17 protein-coding genes and 3 pseudogenes are annotated in these 18693 nt (G+C 57.9%); 11 read left to right on the forward strand and 9 right to left on the reverse strand.

The features are described 5' to 3' along the window. Nucleotides 1–114 (forward strand): annotated as a pseudogene (locus tag G8E10_RS24985) (IS5/IS1182 family transposase); the annotation flags it as partial. A 37-nt stretch (nucleotides 115–151) separates the two neighbouring features. Here G8E10_RS24985 and uxuA read toward each other — a convergent pair. Continuing rightward, entirely contained in the window at nucleotides 152–1342 is a 1191-nt protein-coding gene (gene uxuA / locus G8E10_RS24990) for a mannonate dehydratase (protein WP_110802729.1), read from the reverse strand. Nucleotides 1343–1469: 127 nt separating this feature from the next. On the opposite strand from uxuA, the gene G8E10_RS24995 reads away from it, so the two are divergent. The 3 genes from G8E10_RS24995 to G8E10_RS25005 are packed head-to-tail and all read left to right on the forward strand — an operon-like array spanning nucleotide 1470 to nucleotide 3701. Then, nucleotides 1470–2180, forward strand: a complete 711-nt coding sequence (locus G8E10_RS24995; RefSeq protein WP_110802730.1) for a FadR/GntR family transcriptional regulator — start codon at nucleotides 1470–1472, stop codon at nucleotides 2178–2180. A gap of 13 nt (nucleotides 2181–2193) precedes the next feature. After that, nucleotides 2194–2979, forward strand: a complete 786-nt coding sequence (locus G8E10_RS25000) for an SDR family NAD(P)-dependent oxidoreductase (RefSeq protein WP_110802731.1) — start codon at nucleotides 2194–2196, stop codon at nucleotides 2977–2979. Between the two features lie 35 nt (nucleotides 2980–3014). Continuing rightward, on the forward strand, nucleotides 3015–3701 hold the full coding sequence (locus G8E10_RS25005; protein ID WP_167131148.1) for a D-lyxose/D-mannose family sugar isomerase: 687 nt from the start codon (nucleotides 3015–3017) through the stop codon (nucleotides 3699–3701). 388 nt (nucleotides 3702–4089) lie between these two features. Here the strand turns inward: G8E10_RS25005 and G8E10_RS25010 are convergent, their stop codons facing one another. Next, entirely contained in the window at nucleotides 4090–5286 is a 1197-nt protein-coding gene (locus G8E10_RS25010) for an IS256 family transposase (RefSeq protein ID WP_132714143.1), read from the reverse strand. A gap of 124 nt (nucleotides 5287–5410) precedes the next feature. Between G8E10_RS25010 and G8E10_RS26385 the strand changes: the two genes are divergently transcribed. Next, nucleotides 5411–5689: a LysR substrate-binding domain-containing protein gene (locus G8E10_RS26385; protein ID WP_425530881.1), complete on the forward strand. Its 279-nt coding sequence runs from the start codon at nucleotides 5411–5413 to the stop codon at nucleotides 5687–5689. 28 nt (nucleotides 5690–5717) lie between these two features. Here the strand turns inward: G8E10_RS26385 and G8E10_RS25020 are convergent, their stop codons facing one another. From G8E10_RS25020 to G8E10_RS25030, 3 genes are all read right to left on the reverse strand, one after another. Beyond that, on the reverse strand, nucleotides 5718–5948 hold the full coding sequence (locus G8E10_RS25020) for a hypothetical protein (RefSeq protein WP_110802732.1): 231 nt from the start codon (nucleotides 5946–5948) through the stop codon (nucleotides 5718–5720). Nucleotides 5949–6119: 171 nt separating this feature from the next. Next, nucleotides 6120–6536 (reverse strand): DUF983 domain-containing protein, encoded by a 417-nt coding sequence (locus G8E10_RS25025; protein ID WP_110802733.1) that lies wholly within the window; start codon nucleotides 6534–6536, stop codon nucleotides 6120–6122. Nucleotides 6537–6594: 58 nt separating this feature from the next. Further along, nucleotides 6595–7014: a DUF983 domain-containing protein gene (locus tag G8E10_RS25030; protein ID WP_110802734.1), complete on the reverse strand. Its 420-nt coding sequence runs from the start codon at nucleotides 7012–7014 to the stop codon at nucleotides 6595–6597. Between the two features lie 298 nt (nucleotides 7015–7312). Between G8E10_RS25030 and G8E10_RS25035 the strand changes: the two genes are divergently transcribed. After that, entirely contained in the window at nucleotides 7313–8692 is a 1380-nt protein-coding gene (locus tag G8E10_RS25035) for an aminotransferase-like domain-containing protein (RefSeq protein WP_167131134.1), read from the forward strand. Nucleotides 8693–8893: 201 nt separating this feature from the next. Here G8E10_RS25035 and G8E10_RS26195 read toward each other — a convergent pair. From G8E10_RS26195 to G8E10_RS25050, 3 genes and pseudogenes are all read right to left on the reverse strand, one after another. Further along, a pseudogene (locus G8E10_RS26195) lies at nucleotides 8894–9433 on the reverse strand (mechanosensitive ion channel family protein); the annotation flags it as partial. A 263-nt stretch (nucleotides 9434–9696) separates the two neighbouring features. Further along, entirely contained in the window at nucleotides 9697–10191 is a 495-nt protein-coding gene (locus G8E10_RS25045) for a YciE/YciF ferroxidase family protein (RefSeq protein ID WP_110802815.1), read from the reverse strand. A gap of 51 nt (nucleotides 10192–10242) precedes the next feature. Beyond that, on the reverse strand, nucleotides 10243–11154 hold the full coding sequence (locus G8E10_RS25050; protein ID WP_167131138.1) for a PhnA-like protein: 912 nt from the start codon (nucleotides 11152–11154) through the stop codon (nucleotides 10243–10245). Nucleotides 11155–11637: 483 nt separating this feature from the next. Between G8E10_RS25050 and G8E10_RS25055 the strand changes: the two are divergent. Beyond that, nucleotides 11638–12299 (forward strand): annotated as a pseudogene (locus G8E10_RS25055) (XRE family transcriptional regulator). Further along, on the forward strand, nucleotides 12300–12917 hold the full coding sequence (locus G8E10_RS25060) for an RES family NAD+ phosphorylase (RefSeq protein ID WP_167131140.1): 618 nt from the start codon (nucleotides 12300–12302) through the stop codon (nucleotides 12915–12917). A 170-nt stretch (nucleotides 12918–13087) separates the two neighbouring features. On the opposite strand, the gene G8E10_RS25065 is transcribed toward G8E10_RS25060, so the two are convergent. Next, nucleotides 13088–14368 (reverse strand): hypothetical protein, encoded by a 1281-nt coding sequence (locus G8E10_RS25065; RefSeq protein WP_167131142.1) that lies wholly within the window; start codon nucleotides 14366–14368, stop codon nucleotides 13088–13090. Nucleotides 14369–14601: 233 nt separating this feature from the next. Between G8E10_RS25065 and G8E10_RS25070 the strand changes: the two genes are divergently transcribed. The 3 genes from G8E10_RS25070 (at nucleotide 14602) to G8E10_RS25080 (ending at nucleotide 18679) form a co-directional block, all read left to right on the forward strand. Next, complete coding sequence (locus G8E10_RS25070) at nucleotides 14602–16140, forward strand: hypothetical protein (RefSeq protein WP_167131144.1); 1539 nt, start codon at nucleotides 14602–14604, stop codon at nucleotides 16138–16140. A 183-nt stretch (nucleotides 16141–16323) separates the two neighbouring features. After that, nucleotides 16324–17577, forward strand: coding sequence for a hypothetical protein (locus G8E10_RS25075; protein WP_245423299.1), 1254 nt, complete (start codon nucleotides 16324–16326; stop codon nucleotides 17575–17577). 109 nt (nucleotides 17578–17686) lie between these two features. Further along, entirely contained in the window at nucleotides 17687–18679 is a 993-nt protein-coding gene (locus tag G8E10_RS25080) for an IS481 family transposase (protein ID WP_167131146.1), read from the forward strand. Nucleotides 18680–18693 lie beyond the last annotated feature (14 nt).

Here is an 18693-nt window from a genome sequence, read left to right on the forward strand (position 1 = left end):
CGTATGTTCTGTCGCCTTAAGGACTGGCGTCGCATCGCAACTCGCTTCGACCGCAACATCAGAAACTTCATGGGCGCAATCGCACTCGCAGCTACCGTCATCTGGTGGTTGTGAGTCCGGACCCTAGTTATCTCCGCCGTTTAGCGCCGCTTCAGGCGCCAATTCCGTGTTCGAGTTGATCGACGGCGGCGATAACGCCGCGAAGTTCAGCCAGACCCTTCAGTCGGCCAATGCAGGAATAGCCCGGATTCACTGTCCGGTTCTGGTCGTCGATCAGGAGGTGTCCGTGATCTGGCCGGAATGGAATGACGCTGTCTGCGCGCCCTTCCGCCTCACGACGCCTTTCTTCGTGGCGAAGTGCCGCGACCAGCGACACCATGTTGACGTCGCCATCGAGATGGTCGGATTCGATGAAGGAGCCGTCGGCTTCCTTCCTGACGTTGCGAAGATGGGCAAAATGGACCCGGCTGGCGAACCGCGTCGCCATCTCCGTCAGATCATTGCCGGCGCGCGACCCGTAAGAGCCGGCGCAGAGCGTGATGCCGTTGGCGTCATGATTGACAGCACCGAGGATGGTCGCGATATCATCCGCATCTGAGACGATGCGCGGCAGGCCGAACAGCGAGAAAGGCGGGTCGTCGGGGTGAATGCCGAGACGGACGCCGTACTCCGCCGCTACCGGAACGATTTCCGTGAGGAACTCAAGGAGATTGGCGCGCATATCGTCCGATGACAGATCATCGAAGCTGGCGATCTGTGCGCGGATGCCTTCGCGCGTATGGGTGCCTTCCTTGCCGGGAAGCCCGGCGATGATGTTGGTCTCGAGTGTCTGGATCTTCTCATCCGACATGGCCTCGAACCGCTGGCGCGCCGTTTCGATCAACGCGGGCTGGTAGTTCTCTTCGGCGGCGCGGCGTTTCAGCACGAAAAGGTCATAGGCGGCAAAATCGGCCATGTCGAAGCGCAGCGCAAGACCGCCGGCCGCTGTTGGGTAGCGCAGGTTCGTGCGCGTCCAGTCGACCACCGGCATGAAGTTATAGCAGACGACAGGAATACCGGCATGACCGAGATTGGCCAAGCTGTCCTTCCAGCTATCGACATACTGCCGCCACTTCTCGTTGCGCAGTTTGATCGCCGAGTTCACCGGAATGGATTCGCAGACGGACCAGGCCATGCCGGCGCGTTCGATCGTTGCCTTGTGGTCGAGGATGTCATCGACGCTCCACGCGCGGCCGTCATAGATATGGTGCAGCGCGGTCACGACGCCGTGGGCACCCGCTTGGCGCGCATGTGACAAAGTGACCGGATCGCTGTTTCCGAACCACCGCCAGCTCTCTAGCATCAACGTCTCCATCCTTAATGTTGGACAATAAATGCATTCTGCTTCGAAACTGGCAAGATATAAATGGATTTGCAAAAATAAGGCCAACATATTATGCCTTTGAAATTGGACGAGGAGTGTGGTGAAAATGCCGGATCAGGACAGCAAGGCGTCAGCCGTCGATGAGGTCGTCGGTCAGATCAGGGGCTTGATCCGCGAGCGCGGCTTGGGTGTGGGCGATGTTCTGCCGAGCGAGGTCGAGCTTGCGGAGATGTTCGCCTCCAGTCGCAACACCGTGCGTGAAGCCTTTCGTACGCTGAAGGCTTACGGCATCGCCGAGTCACGCCAGAAGCTCGGGGCAGTCCTGACCGACCAGCATCACAATGCGATGCGCGACCTCTTCGCCTTCGCAATGGATGTGTCGACCGACGCATTTCAGGATATTCAAGGATACCGTCGGCTGACGGAATTGAACCTTTTCGATCTTCTGGCCGTGCATCTGACAGCTGAGAAGCTGGGCGAGATCGAGACGGTCAATTCTGCGATCCTGACGGCCAGCAATGCCGAGGCTGCCTCCGAAATCGATTTCAAGTTCCACATGCTGCTGGTGACGGCTGCCGGAAATCGGACGCTGACAGAAACCTATGGCATGCTCAAGCCGGTGATCCAGAGGTTGATGATGGCAGGCAAGTCGAGGCGCTCGACCCTGAAGAGCGTGTTCGGTGAGCATCAGGCAATCATCGAGGCTCTGCGCAACAAGGATCGGATCGGCTTTTCCTACCATATGGACCGGCATTTGAGTGCAGGTCTGGTATTCATTCCGAACGCCGTCGTGTCACGAGATCCGAAGAGAAAATAAGGGGGCCGAGATTGTGGGTGAATTTACTGACAAGATTGCTGTCGTAACCGGCACGACCGGCATCGGCCGCGCCGTGGCACTTAATCTAGCGCGCAGCGGCGCACGCGTCTTTGCGCTCGGGATCGACGTTGCAGCCAACAAGGACCTGTCCGGGCTTGCGGCTGCCGAGAGGCTCGACGTTCTGGTGCTGGACACGGATGTGTCCGATCCTGAAGCCGTGCGTGTCGCTTTCGAAAAGGTCGCCGCATTGGGCGGAGGCATTGATGTGATCGTCAATTCGGCGGCAGTGCACCCCTATGGCAACGCAACGGAGACACCGTTCGACATCTTCATGCGCTGCATGGCCGTCAATGTCGGTTCGATCCATCTAACGGCACAATTCGGCGTTCCGGAGATGCGCAAGCGCGGCAGCGGCGTGATCGTCAACATGTCGAGCGTCCAGGGACACGCCTGCCAGAGCGGCGTTTCGGCCTATGTCGCCTCAAAAGGCGCGATCCATTCGATGACCCGCGCCATGGCGCTGGACTTTGCGGCCGATCAGATCCGGGTGGTCTCCGTCAGCCCGGGTTCCGTGCGCACGCCGATCCTCGAACTGGCGGCGCGCACCTTCGAAGGTCCGGATGCGGATATCGAGGCCGTGTTCCAGCGCTTTGGCACCGCCCACCCCCTCGGCCGCATCGGTGAGCCAGGGGAAATTGCCGATCTGGTCGCATTTCTTGCCTCCGACAAGGCCGGCTTCATCACCGGAACGGATCACCGGATCGACGGCGGCCTGACGGCCGGCATTGGCGTGCGCTGAGACAAGGCAGAAGGACCTTTATCATGACCAACGAATTGCTGAGAAGCGACATCAATCGTATTCTGCGAGAGGCGCAGGCCTTCATGGCTTCCTTCGGCTATATTCTGCCGCCTTTTTCGAACTGGACGCCTGCCGAAATGCAAGCCCGTAAGGATGAGATCACCAATATCACCCGATCTGGACTCGGTTGGGACATCACCGATTTCGGCATGGGAGACTTCGCGAAGACAGGTTTGCTGCTGTTCACGACCCGCAACGGTTGTTTGGCCGACCTGAAGCGCGGCGGCGGAATGCTCTATGCTGAAAAGGCGATGATCTCGCGTCTTGACCAGGTGACGCCGAGCCACACGCATATCCTGAAAACCGAAGACATCATCAATCGCGGCGGCGGGACACTGGTGGTCGAACTGTTCGGTGGCAGGAATGGATCGTGTGATCGTTCTGAGGGCACTTCGGTGCGATGTGACGGCATCGAGGCCGTCTTGCCGCCGGGTGCCAGACTGCGGCTGCAGCCAGGAGAAAGCGTGACGTTGTCTCCCGGCGACTGGCACGCGTTCTGGGCGGAAGAGAGCGATGTCTTCGTCGCCGAAGTGTCCACCGTCAACGATGATGCGACCGACAATATCTTCGAAGACCCGCGGGTGACGCGGTTTTCCGGCATTGAGGAGGACGAACAGCCGTTCCGGCTGCTGGTTTCCGACTATGCCACGTGGCTGGCGTGACCACCGGTGCAGAGGGCAATCGTGCTACATTACGGCATGACCGCCATCCGTTGAGCATCGCGCGCCTATTCCGAAAGTGAGCTTAGACCGATGAGTCCCCGTCTTGCCCAGTTCGCAGCGTCGAACGACGCAAGGACGGTCCTCGATGCGCTGCGCAAAGTGGTCGGAGCGAGTCATGCTCTTGCAAGGGAGGCGGCAATGCGCCGTTTCACACGCGGCTATCGTTATGGGCAGGGGCATGTGCGCTGCTGACAAAGCGGATGCCGCTTCGGTCCGCCGAAGAACTCGCCGAACACACGCTACTCCACGACGCCCATAATTTTGATCGTGTCCCATGGAGTGGTGTAGCTTAGACGGCCACGGCTCATCCCGGAGGGCCGGATGAGTGTCAGCTTGCTGCTGGCAGGCTGATGAGTGGATCATCGCTCATCGTAGCGATTGTCTCAAGGGTCATATAGCGAGATCGCTGGACGGCCCATTCATCGTTCTGTTCGAGCAGCAGCGCGCCGACGAGCCTGACGATGGCGTCGTCGTTGGGGAAGATGCCGACGACCTCTGTCCGCCGCTTGATCTCACCGTTCAATCGCTCGATCGGGTTGGTCGAATGAAGCTTGGCCCAATGCTGTTTGGGAAAGGTCATGTAGGCGAGCACGTCCTGCTCGGCGCTGTCCATAAGGGTGGCGAGCTTCGGCACCTTCGGCCTGATCTGGTCGGCGACGTTGCGCCACTGGGCGCTTGCCGCCTCCGCTGTGTCCTGGGCGAAGGCCGTGGCGATGAAGGCGGAGACGACGCGCCGGCCGCTCTTTCCCGCATGAGCCAATGCATTGCGCATGAAGTGCACCCTGCAGCGCTGCCAGGTGGCGGAAAGCACCTTCGATACTGCGGCCTTGATGCCCTCATGCGCATCTGAGACGACGAGCTTCACGCCACGCAGACCCCGCCTGGTCAGCTTGCGCAGGAATTCCGTCCAGATCGCCTCGGCTTCGGACGTGCCGACTTCCATGCCGAGCACTTCGCGTCGACCGTCGGTGTTGACGCCGACGGCGATGATGACTGCAACAGAGACGATGCGACCGCCGCGCCGGACCTTCAGGTAGGTCGCGTCAATCCAGAGATAGGGCCATTCGCCCTCGATGGGCCGGTCGAGAAAGGCCTTCACCTTCTCGTCGATCTCCTCGCACAGCCGGGAGACCTGGCTCTTGGAAATGCCCGACATGCCCATCGCCTTGACGAGGTCATCAACCGAGCGGGTCGAAACGCCCTGGATATAGGCTTCCTGAATAACCGCCGTCAGAGCCTTCTCCGCCATCCGGCGTGGTTCAAGAAAGCTCGGGAAATAGCTGCCGGTGCGAAGCTTGGGAATGCGCAGCTCGACGGTGCCCGCCCGTGTCTCCCAGTCCCGGTCGCGGTAGCCGTTGCGCTGGGCAAGTCGAAAGCCATTCTTCTCGCCATAGCCCGCACCAGTCTTCGTGCCAACCTCCAGCGCCATCAGTTTCTCGGCAGCAAAGCCGATCATCTCGCGCAGCAAATCGGCGTCGGCGCTCTTCTCAACGAGTGAGCGCAGGTTCATCATGTCGTCGGTCATCGGTGGAGTCCTTCAGGTTGGTTCTAAGCAACCCGACCCTACCGGAAATCACCGATGGCTATGAAATCCAGCTACACCACTCCATGGGACACGATCATAATTTTGCCCCGAGTTCATCGAACGTCTGGGTGGTTCGACGGATACTACGTTCGAAGGGATCAGCTTTTCGCAGACCTCGCACGCGATCGAAGCTGCCATTGCGGGGCGGGGCATAGCCCTGACCAACAGGGAATTCGTCGAGAGGGACCTCGATGAGGGAAGGTTGGACCGTGTTCTTGACGGCTCGTTGCAGGGGCCTGCCAATTTCTACCTCGTATGGCAGAGTTACCGGAAAAGCCCTGCGATCGCCGCTCTGGTCGCTTGGTTGATCGCTGAAGTAGGGACCACTCCGTCGAAGGTTTAGGACATCCACATGCGAAGCGTGTCGTTCGTCACGGAAGGCTCAGGTCCAAACCCAGCGTCCGGCTGAGGCCGATAGCTAAGAGCATCACGGCTACGAGCGCCAGCAGGAAGGCCGCGGCCATTATCGCTCCGGTGCGTAGAGCCGCGCGCCTCTCCCCTTTCTTGCTCTGGTCGTAGTGCCACTTGATGGCGAAGAACATGGCCAAGCCTAGTGCGAGGACCTTGAACGTGACGAAAACTATCGGGACCCAATCCCACATTTTTTTTCCAAGCGGTCGTTAGCAGGTGTCTGTTGCGAGGCCCAGGGTATCTGACGATCTCAGGGCACTTCGATCATGCTGAAGCGTTCTTCCAAGGCGGCCGGAGGGAGCAGCGCGTCGTCCCGTCCACTCATACCGCTACATCTCTCCGATGTTCAAAGTCAGGATGCCTCACTCCCGATCAGCGTCTGGGGGCACGGTCTTCGGCCTGACGTAGTCCCTATCAATCTTTCCTTCCTCGGCCTTGTAGAAGAACTGGCTGTTGACGAGCCATCCCTTCAGCGGGCGGAGCGGCAGAAGGCAGGCAAGAAGTGTTAGGGGCAATGAGGTGAAGAGATGCAACAAGGGTGAAGGATTGAAAGTGACCTCGATCCAGCAGGCGACTGCGACCGCTGGCACACATGTAAAGCAGATGACGAAGAACGCTGGCCCGTCAGCCGGATCAGCGAAACTGTAGTCGAGACCGCAGACTTCGCATGCCGGTTTCAATGTCAGGAAGCCTTCGAAGAGGTGTCCCCGCCCGCACCGGGGGCAAAGCCCTCGGATACCTGTCTTGAGGGGACGAAGTGGAGGCCATTGGCTGGTCATCGATCAATCCTTTCTGCATCTAGTGATCGACCGGATGGATACGGCAAACCATGTCCGTTCAAACCTTGTCCGCGCCTGGAGTTGCCGTCTCAGGCGCTGCATATCCCGACGGAATCTTGCCTCTCCTGGTTTTGTAGAAGAACTGGCTGTTTACGAGCCACCCCTTCAACGGACGCAACGGCAGTACGCAAGCCATCAGAACGATGGGTAGAGAAACAAGGATGTGCACCCACAATGAAGGGCTCATGGCGATCTCGATCCAGGCGGAGACGACAACGGCGACCAGAATGAACGTGAAGCAGTTCACGAAGAATGCCGTGCCAGTGGCAGGATCAGCAAATCCGTTGTCCAGACCACAGGCCTCACATTTCAGCTTCAGCTTCATAAACCCCTCAAAGAGGTGTCCCTGACCACATCGGGGGCAAAGTCCCCGGACACCCGTCTTCATTGGTGAGAGTGGCTGCGGCTGGGTTGTCATCTCTCAAGCCTTTCAATGTCGGAGATTATATGTATTGAATCTACATACAATAATCCTATCAATATGGCGACGCGCGAATTGTCGCACTCGATCCGCGCGCCCGCTCTTTGGTACTGCAGGGGATTAAATGAGCCAGCACGACGCTATACATGTGTTAAAATGACCCCCTATGCTTCTGTTGGCCGGCCGCTAAAACACTTTCCAACTTTGTCAGGGCTATATCGTTATTCATAACGGCCGTTGCGGCGAGCATATAATATCCATATAGTTTTCTATTGATTGGATGTAGGGGGCGTTTATGACTGCGAAAACATGGTCACCGAAGCTGAGCACAAAGGATGGCCCGATCTATCTAGCGATTGCCGACGCACTGGCCGCCGATATCGCCAGCGGACAACTTGCCGAAGGTACGCGCCTTCCAACGCAGCGAAGACTGGCGGAAGACCTGGATATCGATTTCACAACGGTGAGCCGCGGTTATGCGGAAGCTCAGAGCCGCGGCTTGATTGAAGGGAAGGTCGGTCAGGGGACGTATGTGAAGGCACGGCGAAGCACGCTCTCGCGCGTTGTACAGCCTTCTGGCTTGGTCGATATGAGCATGAACTTGCCGCCGCGTTTTCAGAACAGCTCTCTCACACGCAGAATGTGGGAGGCGGCGAGAGATCTGGAGGATCAGGGCCTCGATCTGCTGATGCGCTATCAGGAGCCGGGAGGCATCATGAGCGATCGCGTCGTTGCGACGGGTTGGCTGTCTCGGAGGCTTCCGGGTGTCACATCGGAACGCGTCCTCGTAGCCGCCGGCGCTCAAGGGGCGCTTCATGCGGTGCTTGGCGTACTTACCGAGCCTGGCGATACGGTGTGCGTGGAGCAACTGACCTATCCAGGTTTCCGATCCGTCGCGTCGCATCTGCGTCTAAAGCTCGCGCCCTTGGAGATGGACAATCACGGCCTGCTCCCGACAGCGTTCGAAGAGGCCTGTAAAGCCGCACGGCCAAAGGCGCTTTACTGTATGCCGACGCTTCACAACCCAACGACAAGGACCATGCCCCTCCACCGTCGCCGTGAACTGATTAACGTAGCGCGCGCGTATGATATTCCAGTAATCGAGGACGATGCTTACGGCGCACTGGTTCCCGATGCGCCCACACCCCTTGCAGCGATAGCACCGGAGACTGTCTTTCATGTCGCCAGTCTGTCGAAATGCCTGTCGCCGGCGCTGCGCGTCGCCTACGTCGCTGTGCCGGAAGGTCGGTCCCTCAGGGTCGCCAACGCTATCAGGGCCTCGGCATCCCTCGTCTCGCCACTCACCAGCGCGATCGCTTCGCGGTGGATCGAGACAGGAATGGCTGATGAAGTGCGAGACGAGATAATGAGAGAGTGTGCAACAAGGCTGCAGGTGTTGCGGGCGACACTGCCTCACAATGCCGCCGCGTCTACTGGAGGTTTCCACGCATGGCTTCCCGTACAGAAACCTTGGACACGAGGGGAATTGGTGTCGAGGCTGCGTTCAGTCGGGGTTGGCGTTGTTGCCAGCGATGCCTTCGCGATATCGAGCGCTCCCGAGGCGGTCAGGATCGGTCTAGGTGCTGCGGGTTCCGTCGAGGAACTGAAGCGGAGCTTGGCTATCCTTGGTGACCTGCTGTCTCAAGCGCCAGCCACTTCTACGATGGTGGTTTGAGTGTCGCTCCCGCAGGACTTCGCAAAGGCCGGCGGCACATCCGCCGTCATCCTGCACAGTCGACCGAGAAGCAGGACCGGGCATCCTGACGGATAGCGCCATAGCGATCCGCGCTCCCACCGCGAGGTCGTCCTCAACCCCGGACTGTTGATGCATAACGGAACCGTCGCGTCCCATCAGGATGGACGAGGGGTGCCTTGCAGCCGCCGCGACAGCTCCCGAATGCCGGCCGTCATCCCCGACCTGGACCGTTGGTTGCGCGAACGCGATCCCCTCGGTCCGGAACACCTCGCTTATCATCGCGTACCTCTTCCTGCGCATGAAGTTCTTCGGTCCGGGAACGGTCGTCATCGGGAAAATCAGCACGATGCCGTAGTCCCCGAACGCCTCGATACCCTTTATTCTCAGCGGCTGGATGAACTGGCTTCCCAGCTCCGGGTCGTCTTGCAGCTCCGCCCCGATCCGCTTGGTAATCTTGCGGGCCTACTCCAGATTGGTGTCGACGCCGACGGTGGTCCGGAACTTGTCGATGACCCAGTCGCGGCTCATGTTCTGGACAGCCCTGAGTTCTCCGAACGGAAGTGTATAGACGGGTCACCGATAGCCAAAGAGCTTCACCGATCGGAGGCTGAAGCCTTCGACGGTGCCCATGTAGTCCTTCGCCTGGATGTCCTCTCCAATCCGAAAAGCGTCGTCGAGCATTTAGAAAACCGTGCCGATGACATCCTTGACGAGGGTCTCCACCTCCGTACGTTCGTGATTGATGAGCATCTTGGCACGTTCTTCCTAAAAAAAACCAGCGGCTTCAGCCGGCTCGTCATCCCATGCCGTGTTGCTTACGATGTTGTCATCGAGCTAAGACAGCCTCTTTCCAACGGGCAAAAGATAGTCATTCTCCAGCTTCGGGCTTGGCGTCTTCAAGTCGGCCAAGGTGGTTTCTCATCTGACAGTAAATGGGAAAAGGGCCGCTGTGGGCGGCCCTTTTCAATTTCGCCTGCCGACGTTTAGCGTTCAGCGTTCTGGTTGACGACGGAGGTAGCAATGGACGTAAGGGTCAGGTCGGTGGCCTGTTCTTCATCGAGCGTCGTCTGAAGAAGCCCGGCGGCGTCGTTGAGCCCGAGCTCCAGTGCCCAGGTGCGAAGGGTGCCATAGCGCGACATCTCGTAATGTTCGACGGCTTGTGCGGCTGCAAGCAGTCCAGCGTCAAGAGCAGGCGAACCCTCATATTCCTCCATGATCTCGGCGCCTTCCTTTGTAATGCCGAGGATGGCGTCGCAGGTTTTGGGTTCTGGAGCCTTGCCGATGATCTTGAATACCTGTTCCAGGCGTTCGACATGGACCTGCGTCTCAGACAAGTGTTTCTCGAATGCTGCCTTCAGCTGACCGTTCGTGGCGGCCTCGTGCATCTTCGGAAGCGTCTCTACGATTTTACGCTCGGCGAAGTAGACGTCCTTGAGAGTGTCGTGGAAGAGCTCGTCGAGTGTTTTGGTAGAAGCCATGTTGGAAATCTCCATTAGATAATTATCGACGCGGACAATTCCGGTCTGATGTTAGATGGTTCGGCGCGTGGGTTGCGTTTCTACGAAGCCCCTACGTTTCGTACCTGTTATGCCGCCGAACCAGGAAGCGATTGCGCCAAGAACCAGCGCTACGAATGCTAGAATAGCGCCAACGGATACGGCAGCCGTGGCAGCCTGTGCCGCGTCAATGGCCTGCTGCTTGGCTGCCGCCACAATCTCACGGTAGGATTTTTCATACCGATCGACCTCTGTTCGGGCCTGCTCGACGGGGATATTCTGTGCGCGGGCAACCGCTTCTGCCGCACGAACCCGGGCGTCTTCCGCCGTCGCCTCATCGCCCGTCATCACCGCTTGTACGGCTGAAACAGCCGCGTCCTGAAGGGCCTGCGGGTCGTTGCCGGTCGAACTGCGAACCTGCTGCTCGATGCCTGCCATAGGGTTGGCGGAGTTTGCGATTGACGGTGCTGCAACACCTGCGGCCGTTGCAGCTGTTTGGCCAACACCTCCGATGACGCTCGTCAGGCCGCTGAAAGCGCCGCCGATGATCGCGCCAACAGACGTCGTCAGCAGATACAGCACGACAAGAGTCGTCACAGCCCAGGACGTCAGACCATGATAACCTCCTGTCGAGTTGCTGGGACGGCCAGACAGGCGGCTGGCGACGTAACCGCCGATAAAGGCGGAGACGATGCCCGCGACGACAAACCAGATGCCGCCAGCGATCGAAAAAGTGCCGGGGGCCGGATTGTCGGACGTCGCTAGATCGAGAACCGCGGCCCCGATCCCCATACCGAGAAGGTTCAGCAGGAATTGAACAGCCAAGGCGATGACCACGCCTGCGAAGATCGATCCCCACGAGACCTTATGAAAGCCCGCCGTCACATCAGGATCGACGCGTTGTAGAGTGTCATGAGTTAGGTTTGTGGAAATAGGTGTCGTCATGCCGGGTTCTCCTGCGATTCACGAATTCGTGAATGCCGGACAACTCGCTGTAGGTGAACATGTTCCCCTGTGATCCGCCGCCTCGGAGATGGTTGCTTGGCAAGATCGTGTGTAGTGCTGTGAATGCTTCGGCAAACCACGCTTCCTAGATTGATCTGCAGGTTCTGGATCTGATGGCATGGTGTGGCGGTCTTCGTGCTGACCACGGACAGAAGCATGATCCCGGCGACGGGATAATCATTCAGAGGGAATTGACGAACAAAGGCCCATTACAGAAGCACTAAAGATGCGCCGAATATGAGAGCGTGGCTTTCTTGTTGAAATCGCCTCGTACGGAGGGTCGCTGATTTGTATCCCTTCAAGGCGTGTAGGCTCTGTGTGAAACACACAGGGTTGGATAACTCGGGAGATTGTCTTTACGAACTTAACGAGCTTGGCGAGTTGACAGCGACTGGCTATTTTGCCTTCAAAAGGTGGATTGTCATGCCCGCCACGAAAACTTCAGCAAGCGAAACTCCAAATATCGCGCTATCGATGAAGCTGCCCCGCAAAGCCGATTTCGAAAAAGCGTTGCTCAATCACTATACCAAGGCAGTGCAACTGAGCCAGAAGGCTGGCCATCAGGTGAGTTTCCGCGTCGTCGTGCATCCGCGCGCGGGAGCGCAGACAATTTCGATCGTTGAGGAAGACCCGCTGGTTGGCGACAGTGCGTTTCCGGTCGAAGAGGCTGGGGAACCGGACGACGAATTGACGGCAGCCTTGTCCTCCGCACGAGAGCGCGGCCATCGCCGTGTTACAGAGATCCTCATCGAAGACGATATGCTCAGCGCCGACGCCTTTTCAGATCTTCTTGGCGTTTCCCGTGTCACGGTCAATACAAAGCGTCAAAACGGCCAGGTGCTCGGCCTGGGTGGCGCCAAGCGAGGGTTCCGTTTCCCGGCCTGGCAGATTGACCGGGATGGCCGAGCCTCTGCAGCGCTTCCAAAATTGCACGAGATCCTGGCGGGTGCCTGGGCCGTTTACCGCTTCCTTGTTTCGCCCCACAGTGCGCTTGACGGTCGCACCGGGCTCGACGCCCTGAAGCGGGCCAGGATGGCGACGTGATCGCCGCAGCCGAGGGCATTGCCCACGGTGACTTCCGCTAAATGGCTGGTATCAAACCGCCTGCCGGTTTCGAGCGTCAGCCGCTCGATATTGAAACGATTCCTTCAGGGCGTCGCTTTGGCCGAATTTACGCAAGCGTTTTTCCGGACCCGTTGGGATTTGGAAAAACGCCAAGCCGTTTCAGCGACCCGCGCCGACGTGATGCAACAAAGCGCTTCGGCGTTCTTTATCTGGGCGAAACACTCAATGTCTGCTTCCTTGAGGCGGTTCTGCGTGATCGCTGCGATGGTCTTGTCGGCGATCTTCCGATCGATGAAAAGGAGATCTACGCGCGACGCGACGCTGAGGTCGAGACGACCGCAGACCTCAGCCTTGTCGACCTGCGCGACGACCACGCGATCAGGATGGGGGTTCCAACTGACGTGGCAAAATCCTCGCTTCAGAGCCTTGCGCGCTCCTGGTCGCTGGCATTCCACGAGCACCCGTCACTTCCTGATGGCATCATTTATCCATCTCGCCTGAACGGCCACACAAATATCGCTGTCTTTAGGCGTGCAGTCCCCAAGCTGGCACCGGCCCGCGTAGTGCCGTTGATCGGCGCACCAGGGCTCGCCGCTGTCATCAACGACCTCAGGCTGAGCACGGTCTCTTTCCCTTGATGCATTGCCGGGAAGTGCTGGCCGTTCCCGGCACAGGGTCGACAGTTCAATTCCCTTCAAGACCGTCAGGTTCAGATCAAAGCCAAGCAATTTCCAGGTCTTGTTTCTGCACACAGTGTCCGAATATTGTTGTCTCTCAACATGATCCGGCCGCCCCAGATGACATAACTTCAGAGATCCAGAACCTCGAAATATCCGGCACCCTCCTCTGTAAGGAGCGGACGAGCATCTTTGAGGGGAACCGTCAGGAGATCGTCGGTGCAGGCGAATATGACGTGTGGCAGGCCCTGCAGGGTGAAAACGAGGTCACTGGTGGTGAAGTAGACTGCGAGACTGCTCCGGATGAGGTCTTCATACCCACACCCTTTCTCCGTCTCGTCATCGAATTTCTCGCGGTTTTTAAGAATGAACTGGATCAGGCTCTCGCTCGGGCCAAAGCTTAGCAAGGAGGGGTCCGCGACCGTAGAAGGATCGACCACAGTTCCGTCTCCGTTGGTTGCGGTCCAGCCGCGCAGCAGGGTTTCCGGCACGAGTGCCTTGCCCGTTCGCGCATCGGCGAGACGATGATCCCCGAAATTACTGGGATGAGCGCCACCGCACCAATAGCTGCCACCCTCTGCAATACCGACTAGGCGCGAAGTCAGATGTTCAACCGTTACAGATCCACCGCCGTCATATCCGCTGGTACCTTCCGCATCCTGTCCCGACCAGCCGAAGCCAAGATAGGCTCTTGCCATGCAGGAAAAGGCGGACAAGGCAAGCTGCAGGCGCTGTTGCGCCAGGTAGCGGTTGATCGGTGCCGGATCGACTTTTCCAATCGAAAGGACAACCGGATAAGAAAGTCCGGTTCGGCTGTCTTCATCCATGCGGTAGCTTCTGTCGCCAAGATTGGTCGTGACGCCTTGTTTGAAAGGGCGATCCATCTTCAGGAAGTCGTAGGGCAAGCTGTCTTTGCTCAGCACCATCGGCTGGTCGGTCCCGGTGAGCGCGTAGCTTGGGTCGAGAGCAGCGAGCAGGTCTGGTTCGCTATCGGATATCGTCCGCTTGCCCTTCTTGACGAGCTTGACCTGCAGCGTCTTGCCACTCTCTTTGTCCCGCCATGTCCCCAAAAGTCGTTCGCCGCTGCCTTCAGTTTTCAAGTTCCATTCAGCGGCGATAGGCGCAACATCGATGACGTCACCATCGGCGGTTTTGCAGAGCTTTTCGGTACAAGGCTTTTCTTCGGAAAGTAGCATGGCGTCAGGATCCTTGACCTTCATGCCATGCAAAGGGATGTCACCGCCTTTGGCAAGATAGGCATAGCGTCCGGCCCGCAAACCATCGGCACCCGGCGACGCCAATTCAAGGATGACTGGCAGAGACCCGATGGAGCCGACGTAGGTAACCGCCTCAGCCGAATGCGCAACACCGGTTCCGAAGGAAAAGACAATCAAAGCAAGAGGAAGGCGCATGTCTGATCCACATCCGGTTGTGATCGTTCATCTTTAACGCCCACAGCCGCGGTTCGCCAGGGATATGATTGTTCCTAATAAGACGCTGATTGGTTCACGAACCCAAGATCTTGACTTCTGGGCCTGCATGGTGCCGCCGGTTCGAATTGGTTTAAGGCGGCTTGCAGGCTTGACATCGGAGCTACGGCAATCACACATGCCCGCCTTTATGCGGCCAAGGGAGATTTATCGAGATGCGTCATAGGCTTATCACGGCGACGACCGCGATTATTATGGCTTTTGCCACGGGGGCGTCCGCGGCAGATATTAGCCAGGACGGGGCCAACAACATCCGTGACACTCTCAATCACCTGCTGCCCAAGGACATCGCCAAGCGTGCGCCCGTTACGGTCACGCCGGCCGGATCGCGCTACGAGATCGGCTATGACTTCTCCAAACTCCTGGCGCAGATCAAGAAAACGGATTTCGACATCAAGGGCCTAAAACCCTTCAAAATGTTCGCCACACCGCAGGACAACGGGCTCTGGGATCTGGAAGGCAACAACAACCTCAATGTCACGGGGCATTTCATCGGGCCTGACAAGAAGCGCTCGGACTTCACCTATTCGGTTGCCAACATGGTGTTTAACTCGGTCTTCGACCCGGCAATCAGCTACTTCCGCTCCGGTGATTTCAGTGCCAAGGAACTGAAATTTATCTCATCCACCGATACCGAGGTGGTCAAGGCCAGCTTCGGCGACATGATCTACAAGTTGACCTCTGCCGAAAGCGCCACTGCCGGTCGCCTGGATTTTGCTGCCAACGGCAAGCTCAGCACCTTTGTGGAGCAGGTCAGCGGCAAGGAAATGCCGCCGATCCAGATCTCGGCAGACAGCCTGGATTTCGATGCCAAGGTCAAAGGCGTTGCAGCCAAGGACTTGAAGGAAATGGTCCTGTTCGTGCTCGATCACGTCGAGCAGAAGCATCTCACCAAGGAGAGCGAGACCAAGTTCAAGGACATGCTCGGCAAAGCCTTTCCGCTGCTGAGCTCGCTTGAGGAAACCATCAGACTCAACAACCTCGCCGTCACCAGCGCCGTCGGAAGCGGCGGCGCCAAGTCCTTTGGCTATCACTTCACGGTCGATGGGCCGAGCAACGCGACGCGGGTTGGCGTGGCGATGGATGCTGGCGACTTGACGCTAGACAGCGTGCTGGTTCCTGAGGGTTACACCGCCTTCCTGCCTCAAGCACTCGATATTCAGTTCGGCGTCCCGGGCATGGATTTCGCAGCCCTTGGCGACGAGTTCATGAAGACGGATTTCACCACGTCAACGGGCGACAGCAGGAAGGCGGGACAACAGGCCGCCGCGAAGCTTTTTCCGGGCGGCATCCTGAAGGTTGATTTTCCGAAGGTCAGCGCGGAGTCTAGCGTCTATAACATCGAGGTATCCGGGGAGATGGAAGGCCGCGTCGACACGCAAAAAGACTACAGGGTGAACGCATCGATCGTGGCGCGCGACTACGACAAGACGATCGCGGCTGTGCAGGAACTGGCAAAGAGCAATCCGGATCTGAACAATGCCTCCTTCGGATTGATGATGATCAAGGGTTTTGCCAAGGCCGACCCCGATGGCGCGCAGCGTTGGGACGTAGCGGTCGCCGGCGACGGCTCGGTCAGCGTCAACGGCCAACAAATCAAGGGGCCGGACGCACCGGCCACTGACGAGGCAGCGCCTTCGGACGAGGCGGCTCCCTTGGTTGAGACAGCGCCTTCCGAACAGACCAAGCCCTGAATTTCATTCGGTGACAATCGCGGAGCGCCGGTTACTGGCGGCACGCCCTGCCGCAGACGATCGGAAAGTCCGCGATACCGGCCTCGCAGGTATTAGGGAAGGTTTGCGTCCGGCGGCAGAATTCAACAAATGTCCGATCTGACACAACAAGGCCCTCAGAGGTCATAACAGCGGAAAATCGTCGTGAAAAAACTTATTTCTATCGTAATCGTGGCGAGCTTCGCGTGTTTATACCAATCTTCTCCAGCGCGCGCAGACGGTGCCGTAACTGAGCTGTTTCAAAAATATCTGGCCAATGGACGCCTTAGTGAGGCAGACGAGCAGATGTTGTCCACAGCTGCCGCGGCTCCTAACAACGCTGACGCACAGTTGGGGCTCGGTCTGGTGCGATCGGCCCGTGCATTCGAAAAACTATCTCAGTCGCTGTACCGCTATGGCTTTGGCTCCAAGTCCGACGGTTATGAGATGTTTCTAGGCCGGGGCTCCGGCGAAATTGCCCGAAACGAAAATCCCGAGGCAATCACATACGACCAGTTTCGCGGCATTCTTGCTGCCTTCATTGAAGATCTGGATGCCGCCGACAAGGCTCTTGCAGCCGTCGGTGAAAAGCCGGCAAAATTGAAAGTCGACCTCTCCGTCGCGCGCTTTGACTGGAATGGCGACGGCAGGGTCGGGCCGGAAGATCACATTGGGCGGGCCTTTTCCAATCTGGACGAGAAAGGTGGGGCGCTGCCTTTCGTCGTCGGTTTTGACACTGCCGACGCCAAATGGCTGCAAGGCTACGACAATTTGCTGATGGCTGCTGCCAAGGCGTGGCTGTCCCATGATTTTTCCGAAAGCTGGAACGGGAGTTTCGGTGTCATCTTCCCACGGGCCGTCTCGACATTGTCGGTGGCCAATGGCAAAGGCGCGGATGACATGACGACGTTCGGCGTCAATAAGGCGCAAGCTGATGACATCGCCGACTTCGTCACGCTTATTCATACGATCCGCTGGCCGGTTACCGACACGGCAATGTGGGGCGAAGTGCGCGATCACCTGAAGAAGGTCATTGTACTCAACCGGGATACCTGGGCACTCATCGACAAGGAAACCGATGACGATCATGAATGGTTGCCGGGGCCAAAACAAAAGAGCGGGGTTCTGCCGTCCTTTAACGTCACGCCTGAACGCATTCAAGCATGGCTCGCAGTCCTCTCGCAGTTTGAAGCCGCCCTCAATGGCAAGATCCTTGTCCCGCACTGGCGCTTCGACAAGGGCATCAACCTTGCAAGAATTTTCACAGAGCCTAAGCCTTTCGACCTTGTGCTCTGGGTAACGGGACCGGCTGCGTTACCCTACCTGCAGGATGGCAAAGCCATGAGTAGCGGCGAGTGGAACCAGATTACCAATATCTTTGAGGGGAATTTCGCGGCCTACGCTTTCTATTTCAATTAGTGTGAACCGGCGGGGGGTCGCGATGCCGATACGCATGATAACCCACTATTAGATGTTTGATCCCGGACTTTGATGGTGCAATCTTGTCCACGGAATGGAGGGAGGCACTATGGGCCAGGTTTTGCATGGGAGCGCCACGACGACCGAGGCAGTCCGTCGAGCAATACAAAGTAGTCAAGAGAGCCTGAGGTCGCTTTCCAGACGGTACGGGATCAATCAGAAGACTGTCGCCAAATGGAAGAAGAGAGCGTCCCTGGCTGATCTGCCGACAGGGCCGAAAGAGCCGCACTCGACAGTTCTCTCGATGGAGCAGGAAGCGGTCATTGTCGCTTTCCGCAGGCACACGTTGCTCCCTCTCGATGATTGCCTCTACGCCCTCCAGCCGACGATCCCGCACCTGACACGCTCATCGTTGCATCGATGCCTTCAGCGCCATGGTATTTCTCGGCTCCCCAATGTCGAAGGCGACAAGCGTCCGAAGAAGAAGTTCAAGAGCTACCCTATCGGCTATTTCCACGTCGACATTGCCGAGGTGCATACGGTACAAGGCAGGCTCTATCTCTTCGTAGCCATTGATAGAACGTCCAAATTTGCCGTTGTTCATTTGGTCGAGAAGGCAACCCGACGCGTCGCCGGGAACTTCCTACGTGCTCTGGCCGTAGCTGTACCGTACAAGATCCACACCGTGCTTACTGACAATGGAACCCATTTCACCGACCCTACTGGCGATGGTTGGACACCTGAAGACATCAAAGCCATGCGCAGGGATAACGTGCCCTTTCGCTGCCATTCTTTCGAGATGGCTTGCTCTGATCTTGATATAGAGCACCGGCTGACCAAGCCCCGCCACCCACGGACCAATGGCCAGGTCGAGAGGATGAATTGCACACTCAAGGATGCGACGGTAAAACGCTTCCACTACGACGACCACGATCAACTACGACAGCGCATGGCTGACTTTATCGATGCATACAATTTCGGCCGCCGGCTGAAGACGCTGCGAGGTCTCACACCATATGAATTCATCTGCAAAATCTGGACAACAGAGCCGGAAAGATTCACGATTCATCCAATCCATCAAATGCCGGGACTAAACATCTAATCGATAGGAAAGAG

This window comes from Ferranicluibacter rubi (assembly GCF_011603255.1).
Taxonomy (GTDB): Bacteria; Pseudomonadota; Alphaproteobacteria; order Rhizobiales; family Rhizobiaceae; genus Ferranicluibacter; species Ferranicluibacter rubi.